Source organism: Capnocytophaga sp. oral taxon 336 str. F0502 (genome assembly GCF_000411575.1).
GTDB lineage: Bacteria > Bacteroidota > Bacteroidia > Flavobacteriales > Flavobacteriaceae > Capnocytophaga > Capnocytophaga ochracea.
The window spans coordinates 12336-22290 of sequence record NZ_KE150495.1 but is presented as its reverse complement, the minus strand read 5'-3'; the positions used below and the strand labels follow the sequence as shown (position 1 = coordinate 22290).

The following is a 9955-nucleotide window of genomic DNA, read 5'->3' as shown; positions in this document are numbered from 1 at the left end:
ACATAGTCGAACACACGTACTACAGAATACGTTTGTAGTCCTAAGTTATCTCCGTTGAACAATGTTTTGCCAGAGAAAGCCATTACTTTTCCGTATTCATTTACCATAGGGATAAGTCCTAAACTTTCTAAGTTGGCTATTTCGCTTTTCTTCAAGTCGAAACGGACACCTTCTACTTCGTTGATACCTCCAAATTTCTTTCCTGCAGTTACCTGAGACATCAATGTCTTGTAGATTTTTCCAGCTAAAGCGGCGGAAGGAGGGACAAACAAATCGGTTGTTTCGCCTATTTCATTGAAACGACCTCTACCTACTAGCCAGTTGCAGGTCATTAGTACATTGGCACGATACACATCGCCACCTGTGAGGTTTGCTTCGTCGAACATCTCCATTACATCATCGGGTTCATCTAAGTGTTCAAAGTCAGTAACAAGCATTACTTTATTTTCATGAGCGATTTTTGCCCATTTCTCCACTACCATATTAGAGCCTAAATAACCTGGAATCACTAACAACCCATAGTTATTTCTAAGGTCTAAACGGTCGTAGTTATCGGAAAGTTCGGCGTGTATGGTATCAATAAAACGCGTGTTATCAAGGTCTTTGAGTTGCTCTAAGGAAGCGTTCATCACTGTAACGTTTTTGATTTTGTCTTCCTCAGTATTTTTGTAGAACAAAGCTATGGTTCGATAGTTTGTTTCTAACTCACGAGTAGCCTCTACAGCATTGTATAAGTTTTTAGAAAGCAACTCTTCTGCTGATTTTTGTTGGTCTTCACAATGTGCAACCATTTCAACCAAAGAATCACTTTGTTTTAAGACACTTGCCCAAAGTTCTAAGGTTTTCTTTAGGGTATCTCTTTCTTTTTGCTTGCTACTTTCGGTAAGGAATATCTTTCTACGAGCATTCCTATCAGGATTTACATTTTGTACATTCTCTATGGATGCTTCTAACAAATCAAAACCTCCATAACGCACTAATTTATCTAATGACTTTTCTAATGAAATAGGTGATTTCTTAACAGATTCCTGTGCTTGTGATGCTGTATTTGCTGTTTCTATTTTATTTGACATTGTTTCAAATATTTAATTGTAATATTGGGAAATTAACTCAACTCAGCTATTAGAGCTTCTAAAGTATCTTGTAAGGCTTTTTTAGCATCAGGATCTTCCAAGGCTGCTTTAAGGAGTTTGTTTGTTTTTAGTTGTTTGATTATCTTCTGATATTGGTCTTTTTCTGTGGCCAATCCTGTAAGGAAAGTGCTTTGAGCTGTAATTCCTTTAGTGCCAAAATCTCCCAAATTCTTAAAGTTTAATTCTTCAACCTTCGTAGCTCCTTCGTTGTCTTCAAAATCTACCTTTATAGTAGGTTTAAAATGCTCGAACACTTTATCTAAAGTATTGAGCCCTTCCACCAATTCAGGTTTTACAGGATTTTCCGCACTGAGCTTTTGAGCTATCAATGTGCGGTTTGGAGCTATCTCCAAAATAGCTTCACTTGCATCTATTGGCACTTCATTGCCCCCTATTCCTTTATTTACTAACATAGATTTCTATATTAAGAGAATTAATACTTTAAAAAATTTTAAAACAAAAAATAATATTTTGTACTTTTATACTGCGCAAATGTAGCTTATTTAAATGAAATCTCCAAATTTTTCTTTAATTTTTTTCAAATTATTTTTCAATAAAAATATATTTACCTGATTATCAGTAATGTAAACTATTCTATTTTTATAATAATTTAAACTGTACAATCCTTGAAAACAAGATTTTTCTGTTTAAAGTAACTTTTTCAATCAATTACTTCTCAAAAATCCTATAAGGATAGATGTTCGTAGAAGACTTTTCTAACTTAATCAAGAAACTATCCTTTAAATATTCCCATTCTGTTTCACTTACTTCTACCTCTTTGTTTTTATTTAGGTAAATATCTATAGTTCTTTTGAAACCTCCTTTTAGTGAGATTTCTTTTTTAGTACCTTTTTGTACATCTAATCCTTTAATTGTATGTTTGAAATGGCTTTTAGCAAAGGTTTTCACATCAGCAATAGTAACAATTCTACCTCGTGAAAGCAAAGCATTGCGATATTCTAAAATTTTATCAGAAGTAGTAAGTCCGCGCCTACCCCCTAAGGAAGGTCTTACCGTAATGGCCCTACTAATAGCTGTTTTGTTTTCACTATCACAATCCAACAATACACCTGTTTTTATATCATTTCCTTCTTCTGCCGCTGTATGCCAATAGGAAATGGTAAAATTCATATCCATCTCTCTATTATTTGAAGAGAATATTAAATAAGGATTTGTATTTAAAGACAGATTTTTTTCTTTTATATTTTGGTAGATAGAAGCTAAGTTTTGTCCTATTTGTTTGAGTTCTTCTTCTATAGCATATTCATTCCCAATAGCTGAAAAGGCAGCTGTTTCCTCTCTAATAAGACCTAAGAGGTGTTGCAGGTGTTCTAAAGCATTTCTTTCGTCAAAGCGAGCTACCCCTCCTCGCCTTAACACGATGGAAATATTATCATCTGATAAATAATTCTTTACATCATATCTTTTTTTGTAGTTATCAGATATATAATCTATGTCTAAGAAGGAATCTTCTCCAGTAATAGGGTAAATAGTAAGCTGTCCTTTGATACGTTTGTAATCTTCGGTATTACGTATATTGATAGCAGGCACACAATTTAGAGCAATACGTACATTTTCTAGGACTTTAGGAGTAATGACTTCATAAAATTTGAACTGTAACCATATAATATCTTTCTCTGTAATAAACTTATGATCGAGGAAGTAGTTTTCTAATAAAGTAGTTGCTACCGATTTTTCTTCTTCTGTTTTAGGATAAATAGTACCTTTTAGAGTAAAGAAATTTGCTTGATAGAATTGATTTACTTCGTTGTATATAGCATCTATACCTGTGTAATTCTTAGAGATAATGTTTTCGTATTCAATACTATTAGTAGGTGTGTTATATCCTTCTGCCAATTCATATTCTTTGCCCTCTGAAAAGACTTTTACTTGTTGAAGGTAATAGGTAAAAAACTCTTTTTGCTCTTTGTTATTTACATCTATGTAAAAACACAAATCTTCTAATTTTTCTACTTCTGGAGCGTGTATTCCTATCCAAAACTCGCCTGAAGGGATATTCCTCTCTGAGCGAGCTATCTCTTCCTGATAGAAAAAACTTTCTTGTTGTAGTGCTTTATTGCCATACAGCAAATATTTCACCTGTGCTGTGGTAAGTTTCATTTCTAAGGTAGGGCTGAAATAGATATCTTTCGTATTTACCTGAGTTGGGTCGTATATATTTTGAGTTTTTTTGATAGCTTTGAAGTGATTATAACGAGAAAGCTGGACGTTATTTTCTACAGGAGTGAGTTGTAACAATGTCTGTGAAGGTACCACTCCTACTATTTGATTAGGGAAAATAATTTCGAGGATTCGATCTGTAATTCTTGCACGGGAATTTTCTTGTTCAAAACGCAATTTTTCAAGTTCTGAAGCACAAGCTGAAAGAAGCAATTCTAAAACTGGGTCAAAAGAACTTTCGGACTCTAACTCACTATAGCCCCACATTCGTGAAGCTCTTTTTATCATTCTATTTTTTATCTGTTCCTGATTCATCTATAATTATGTGATTTATAGTGTATAATTATGCTAAAATATTAATAAGACAAGGGGCTTACAAAAAAAGAAAAATCATAAACAAAAGGGCGATTGGTTTCTAAAACAATGGCTCTTACAGATACTAATACTTTTTTCTTTATTCGCTTTTTGTTTATTTCACCTAAGTTTTGTTCTGAAATTCTTATTTCTATATCTTGTAGAAAAATTCGTTTTTCGTGTTGAATGATACTATTTTTTAAACTTTTAGCGACAAAAACTTTTAGTTCGTCGTCGCTTTTGAGAAGGTCAAAATCAGTATCCCATAGTTCACAACCATAGGTTTCATCAAACTTACATTCTCCAAAAACAGTTGTCATTAGGGTATAGATAGATTGAGAGATAGAATCTTCCAAAGCTATTTTAGCAAGGTCTTGTTTTTTCATTAGACCTCCAAAATCGATAGGGAGTTTGTAATATATTCCTTTCATAAAGTTTGTTGTGGGTATTTGATTATTCTGTTTCAGATGAGACAAAGTCATTACCTCCTGTATCAGTAAAAGTTATTTTGCCTCCTATAGCACATTGTATGCAGGAAGCACTATTGAGTTCTTTTTTGCCATCGATAGTAGAAAAAGAGGTGTTTTCCCACTTTATAGGAGTAGGCATACAAGGCAAATAACCACTTGTGGTAGGCTTTAGCTTGCACTGACCAAAAGGCATTATGTTCACATTGGCTTGTTTATCTTCCTCTGTGGCTTGGAGCTTATCATTTATTTTAGCAAACTGCTGACTTGTAACCTTTAGTGTAGTTGTTACAGTACCTTGGTTACATTGTAGCTTTGCTGTTTCAGTTATTTCTTGAGGCATAAAGTAATTTAATTTATGGGGATAGATGAATCAAATATTGTTTTATCAAGACAGAATTCTTTTTTTTCATTATCATATTTATAAAGAAAAAGAGCTTCTGTTTCACTAGGAGAAAGAAATATACCCTCATTATTATGATATAAAAAATGTCTGCGAAAAATAATACATATATGGTCATTAAATAAGTAAAATACATAAACTTTCCAAATATATAGACTTCCATTTTTTATATCCAACTTATTAAATATCTTTTTTATATTTTCCTCTTCCAATATACCTCTCTCTCCTTTCAAAGGGAAAAAATCTTTTATTTCATTATATACATCCTCTCCAAAATATTTATTTTCAATTATTTGTCCTTTCTCTGTGATTAACAAAAAATCTTTTCTTTCATCATAGCTATTTGTCTGATCAAGAATATTTTTAAAATATAATATACTTTGATTTATTATTTTTATATTGTAATATGGATTCTCTAACTGTCCTTCTTGGCTAAATAAATAATGTGGTATTGCAAAGTATAAAATGAAGATGATAAGTATTTTCATAATTACAAATTTTTAAAGATTTTATGGGGTAATGTTGCTAAAACTCCATTTATATTATACATAAAAACTATACCTTCATCCCTTCGAGAAAAAACATATCTTATCTCCTCTTTAAATTCATCATTTTTTATACTCTTAATATCTCCTATTTGAATTCCAGTTCTCTGATCTATTATATCAAAAGAAGGAGCTTTTGCCCATTTTGGTTCGTAATCACTACTTCTAAACAAAACTGTCCCTCCTGAAATTTCATTATTCTCTCTTTTTCCAAAGAAACCAGCACTAGGATGAGAATGAAACCTTGTTAAAATATTTTTATTTATAAAAGGAAGTTGAATGGTGATATACTTGTCTTTGGAAGGATCTTTATCCTCATCTTTTGCAAAAGATTCTTGTACATGTCCGTCTCTATAAACAACTCCCCCAAATTCTTTATTATTGTTTTCAGGACTTTCTTCACAATCTTGCTCCACAATTCTCGCCATTTCCAATCGGATAGCTTTTTCAGCAATAATTTCAATACAATTTTGATAAGCAATGCAATCAGATGTAAAAGCATTAGGATTATCCTTATTATCTTTAATAAATTTTTCGGTAGCTCTTCTTTCTTTATTTGTTATCCCTGCTGAAGGTGCCCCAGTATCAAAATTTCTTTGAATTGTCTTTACTACAAAAATTCTATTTCCGATCTTCATATTATTATTTTGAAAAGTAGCTTCTTGTGTTTGTGAAGATATTTCAGCTAAAAATGTATAAATTCTAGGTTTGGTTAAATCTTCGACTAATTGTACTTTTATAACAAGCTGTTTCTCTTTGTTTGCTCCTAATATTCCTATTTTCCAATCTCCAGTTTCTCTCCATTTTACCAAATCCTCATTAGTAAGAAAACCTTCAGCTTTAATAAATCTATATCCATTAGGGAGTTTCATTTTAACTTTTGTTTCTTCAGCATCTTCTTTTCCATTGTTTTTTGCTATAATTGTAAAATCAAATTCCTTATTCTCATTGATCTCACTTTTAGTAATAGTAACTTCAAGCTCAGCTCTATCTTCTTTGTGTGTCATGTTTTGTTGTATATTCCTAATGTTTTTATTAGGTATTTTGGCTAATATTCTGCCATTTTCGTTAACAAAAATATCCACTCCTATAAGGATACTTAGCTCAGGTTGTTGATCATAACCTTCCATTTCTATGTAGAAAATTCTTCCGTCTTTCATAGTTATTTTCTTTTTTTAGTGTGTTGATATTCTTCCCAAAGTTCTTGTTCTTTTACCATCCATTCATTATAGGTATAGTCTTTTCCTTGGTAGGTTTTATAGACTTCTGTGGATTTTTTCAATTCTTCCTCTTCTTGTTTTTTCTGCTGTTGAGCTAATTTCTCTTGCTCTTCTTTCTCTGAAGATTCAATTGTAAAAGCCTCTTTTAGTATAGCAAAACCATTTTCATCAACAGTGCCTGAAAGTGTAATTTCAGTAGTTCCTGTTTTTACCTCTTTATTATCTTTTTCTTTAATTTTCAGGCTGACAATTTCTCCTACTTCATAATTTCGAGTTTGTACAAGGATACTTACATTGTCTCCTAAAAAAGCTCTATCAATAGTAGAAGTCATTTGAGCATTTTGCCATTCTAAGCGAATAATTCGTTTTTCTTTATCGTACTTAAACGTTCCTTTTTGAGGCAATTTATTAATTTCAGGAGCATTATAATCTATTTTGTTTTTAGCTGTGATGAGAGAATTGTCGCCATAAATGTGCATTTGGTTTTTAGCTCCTAACTCTGTACTACCATCTGTATATCCTATCAATTGCTCTTTTCCATAAAGGTCTAACTGCTTCCTTGAGTTTATTTCTATGTTCCCACTGCTATTTAGAATAGTCTTCTTTCCAATGTCTTGTGTTAGTTCTCCTTCTACTGAAATACTGCTATCTTTACCTATTTTGGTAATCATACTTTCTGTTACATTCAATTGCATATTTTTGGCATTGAGTATCATATTCTCCGGCGCAGTAATTTCTATATTTTTGCCTTGTGTATCGAATCTTAAGGTATTACCATTCTTATCTGAGAGTAAAATGCTTTCATCTTCAGTGAAGATGAGTTTGTGTCCGCTGCGGGTTTGTATGGCTTTGATATCATTATTTTGGTTGTAGAAGGGGCTGTATTCCTTACCGTTGTAGTTGCTGCCTACTACAAATGGGCGTTCGGCATTCTGATCTTCAAAATCAACCAATACTTCCTCGCCTATTTCGGGGATGAAGTAAAAGCCTTTGTCTGCTCCTGCGTGGGGTTGTACCACTCGTATCCAAGGGGTTTGGGCTTGGTATTTCTCTTGCCAAATAAATTGTACGCGTACACGCCCTAAGCCCTTAGGGTCGTTGTTATCCATTACTCTGGCTATTTGCTGTTCAGCTCTCGGAAGAGCTTCCTCATCGTAATAGTAAGCGATATATACATCAGGAATAGCAATAAACTCATTGTAATACTCGTCACCTGATTGATAGTGTTTGATATCTATCACTCGGTAGGTTTCCATTGGCTTGCCATTGATGTCTTTGAGTTTTACAAAGCCTCCTATACGTACCTTTGGATTACGGCTTCGCCCTCTGACTTGCATCAGCTGTTCTCGGCTTTCTTTCTCTCGGCGTACTACATCTTTTAAATAATCTCCTCTAAACTGTTCGGGTATAGCTACATAAGGCATCTCGGGTACTTTGGTAAAGACTTTGTTTGAGGCTTTAATAGCTGCAAACTGAAAAGGATTTACTTTGTCTTGCAAGCGTACCTCTTGGGTCTTTTTCTGTTCTGTACCTGCTTTTTCGGCATCATAGGATAAATAGGTGAAGTTTTGAGGTTTGATCATTAGTTCAAACTCTACATCCATCATATCATCTCCTTCAAAAAGCTCTACTGTGTTCTGTGCTTCATTACTGAAAATAAGCTGGGTACCATTGTAGTAAAAGAATTCTCCATAACGACGGGCTAACCTACTGATAAAGCGATAATCGGATTCTTTATATTGTACCACATAAGGAATTTTATACTTGGTATTAATCATTCCTTCAGTATTTACCTTAGCTTCTTGAGGGTATTCAATGGTGGCTTCGGCGATGATTTCGGGGAGGGTTTTGTTCTCATACGACTGACAGTCTTTGCCATTTTCTAAAATAATACTTGGTGCAAAACCTGAGATATAGAGCCTACCGTGTCCGCCTCCTTCGTCTTTGCGGTTGCGGATATTGGCTATAATCCCTTTGAATGACTGTACAATACTTCCGTGATGATGGAAATGAATAGTAATGTTCTCTCCTAAAAGATCTTTGGAGTTTTTCATCACTTGTCCTGTAAAGTCATCAATAGCTGTATCATTGACCACAATGGTAAACTCATCGTGGGCATTGGTGTGCTGTGAAAGTTGTAAAGAAAAAGTGGCAGTATCTAAAAATCCTTTACCATTGAGAGAAAGGGTGATCATCACTACAGGATTATCTTTATCTTTCAAAAAATCTTGAAAACTTTTCACCGAAGCAAATTTCGCAAAGGTTTCTGGATCATTCGTGCGACCTGGAACAGATGAGGTGTTATTGTTATCATTCTTCATTGTTAGTTAGCTTTATATTACTGAGGACAAATGTACAAAATTTTTCTTAATACACAAGTTTTTCAAATAAAATTCTTTTGAATTTTAGTGAATTAGCCATTTACAAATAAATGAGTTTCTGTACTTTTCCTTTGCTATCAAAAGAGAATTCTTTGGCTATTTTTGTGCGTTTGACAACTTGTAGCATTACTTTAGGGGTGAGCTTTAGCATTTTTTCTCGATAGGAAATATCTCCTATAAAACTTTGTCCTTCATTACTATCTACAATGATAAAATAACTATCTATATCTGTAGGTTTTGTAAAGTCTTCTAAGCTCCCTGCATAGATAAGGAGTTTTTTATCTCCACTTTGAAACTGATAGGACAAAGAATCGTTGGACAATTTGCGATAACGCGATAGTTCGAAACTCTCGATACTGTCTTTTTCAGGTTCAAAGGCTATGTTTTCATACAAGAAAGTGGTTTTATCAAAGCGTTTGATACCTAAGAATGAAAAAAAACTCTTTTGGGTAGTTTCTTTTTTAAAGGTAAGGAAGTCACGAGTTACTTGGAAAGTTTTTATTTCTTCGGTTTTGTCGTCTGTAACCGTAAGTTTGTAGGTAGGAAGTTCTACCCAATGGTCGTCTATTTTTAGTTGAACGCTTCCTATGGGTTGTTCTGAGATGAGAATACTAATGGTATGTTTTTGAAAATGGGTATCAGTACGTACCACTACTTTATTTTCATTTCTATCTTCCCATTTTTCTGAGAGATAGCGGTCTTCATATTGTAGTGTTAGTTTTATTTCGGGTAGTGGCATAGTATTTTTTTGTTATTTCAACTGTTTATACCTTCTTAGACATTGTATTAGGGTAATGATGTCATCACTTTGTTTAGGACTTATCAAAAACTCATAGTTTTTATGATAGGTATAAATACTGACTTTGGTTATTTCTTTAAAAATAATCTCATCTATTTCTTTTGCATTTAGCTTATGTGCAAAAGCCCCTTCACAGTTGATGGGGAATTGATTTTTTAGGGTTATCTTTTCTCCTGAAGCAAAGAACATATCAAAATCTTCTTCTTTTTTCAAGCAAACAGATTCGTCTAATATTTTGACATATAGGAATAAATCTTTTCTTCTTCTGCCAAACTGGAACACTCCATAAGTGAGTGTATCTTTATTAGCACGCAGATATAAAGGTTGTGCACTTGCAAAATGTCTTCCTTTTAGTTTTTTATGTCCTTGTACTATCTTGCAATTGATAGTAACAGGCTCTTTGGGGTTCTTTGAGATGATTTGCAAGCTATCTTGCTTTTTTTCTTCTTGAGCAAAAGTGATAGAAGAAAAG

Annotated in this window: 10 protein-coding genes; all 10 read right to left on the bottom strand. The window is 33.3% G+C overall.

Features of this window, described 5'->3' with window-relative positions; all coding sequences use genetic code 11:
• The coding region (locus HMPREF1528_RS11925) for a hypothetical protein (protein ID WP_016479948.1) at window positions 1-1073 on the bottom strand (1073 nt) is incomplete at its 3' end.
• Window positions 1074-1105: 32 nt separating this feature from the next.
• Window positions 1106-1546 (bottom strand): hypothetical protein, encoded by a 441-nt coding sequence (locus HMPREF1528_RS11920; RefSeq protein ID WP_016479947.1) that lies wholly within the window; start codon window positions 1544-1546, stop codon window positions 1106-1108.
• A gap of 256 nt (window positions 1547-1802) precedes the next feature.
• Window positions 1803-3629, bottom strand: a complete 1827-nt coding sequence (locus HMPREF1528_RS11915) for a type VI secretion system baseplate subunit TssF (protein ID WP_016479946.1) — start codon at window positions 3627-3629, stop codon at window positions 1803-1805.
• A gap of 41 nt (window positions 3630-3670) precedes the next feature.
• Window positions 3671-4099: a GPW/gp25 family protein gene (locus tag HMPREF1528_RS11910; RefSeq protein ID WP_016479945.1), complete on the bottom strand. Its 429-nt coding sequence runs from the start codon at window positions 4097-4099 to the stop codon at window positions 3671-3673.
• Window positions 4100-4121: 22 nt separating this feature from the next.
• Window positions 4122-4478: a DUF4280 domain-containing protein gene (locus HMPREF1528_RS11905; protein ID WP_016479944.1), complete on the bottom strand. Its 357-nt coding sequence runs from the start codon at window positions 4476-4478 to the stop codon at window positions 4122-4124.
• A gap of 8 nt (window positions 4479-4486) precedes the next feature.
• The gene (locus HMPREF1528_RS11900; protein WP_016479943.1) at window positions 4487-5026 is read right to left on the bottom strand and encodes a hypothetical protein; all 540 of its coding nucleotides are present in this window, start codon (window positions 5024-5026) and stop codon (window positions 4487-4489) included.
• 2 nt (window positions 5027-5028) lie between these two features.
• Entirely contained in the window at window positions 5029-6243 is a 1215-nt protein-coding gene (locus HMPREF1528_RS11895) for a DUF11 domain-containing protein (protein ID WP_016479942.1), read from the bottom strand.
• Window positions 6244-6245: 2 nt separating this feature from the next.
• Window positions 6246-8624: a type VI secretion system Vgr family protein gene (locus HMPREF1528_RS11890; RefSeq protein ID WP_016479941.1), complete on the bottom strand. Its 2379-nt coding sequence runs from the start codon at window positions 8622-8624 to the stop codon at window positions 6246-6248.
• A gap of 100 nt (window positions 8625-8724) precedes the next feature.
• Entirely contained in the window at window positions 8725-9423 is a 699-nt protein-coding gene (locus HMPREF1528_RS11885; protein ID WP_016479940.1) for a hypothetical protein, read from the bottom strand.
• A 12-nt stretch (window positions 9424-9435) separates the two neighbouring features.
• The coding region (locus HMPREF1528_RS11880; RefSeq protein ID WP_016479939.1) for a hypothetical protein at window positions 9436-9955 on the bottom strand (520 nt) is incomplete at its 5' end.

Bases quoted from the DNA above. Each gene is read 5' to 3' on its own strand.
- HMPREF1528_RS11915 (WP_016479946.1), bottom strand. From the start codon at position 3,629: ATGAATCAGGAACAGATAAAAAATAGAATGATAAAAAGAGCTTCACGA.
- HMPREF1528_RS11910 (WP_016479945.1), bottom strand. From the start codon at position 4,099: ATGAAAGGAATATATTACAAACTCCCTATCGATTTTGGAGGTCTAATG.
- HMPREF1528_RS11890 (WP_016479941.1), bottom strand. From the start codon at position 8,624: ATGAAGAATGATAACAATAACACCTCATCTGTTCCAGGTCGCACGAAT.
- HMPREF1528_RS11895 (WP_016479942.1), bottom strand. From the start codon at position 6,243: ATGAAAGACGGAAGAATTTTCTACATAGAAATGGAAGGTTATGATCAA.
- HMPREF1528_RS11905 (WP_016479944.1), bottom strand. From the start codon at position 4,478: ATGCCTCAAGAAATAACTGAAACAGCAAAGCTACAATGTAACCAAGGT.
- HMPREF1528_RS11900 (WP_016479943.1), bottom strand. From the start codon at position 5,026: ATGAAAATACTTATCATCTTCATTTTATACTTTGCAATACCACATTAT.
- HMPREF1528_RS11885 (WP_016479940.1), bottom strand. From the start codon at position 9,423: ATGCCACTACCCGAAATAAAACTAACACTACAATATGAAGACCGCTAT.
- HMPREF1528_RS11920 (WP_016479947.1), bottom strand. From the start codon at position 1,546: ATGTTAGTAAATAAAGGAATAGGGGGCAATGAAGTGCCAATAGATGCA.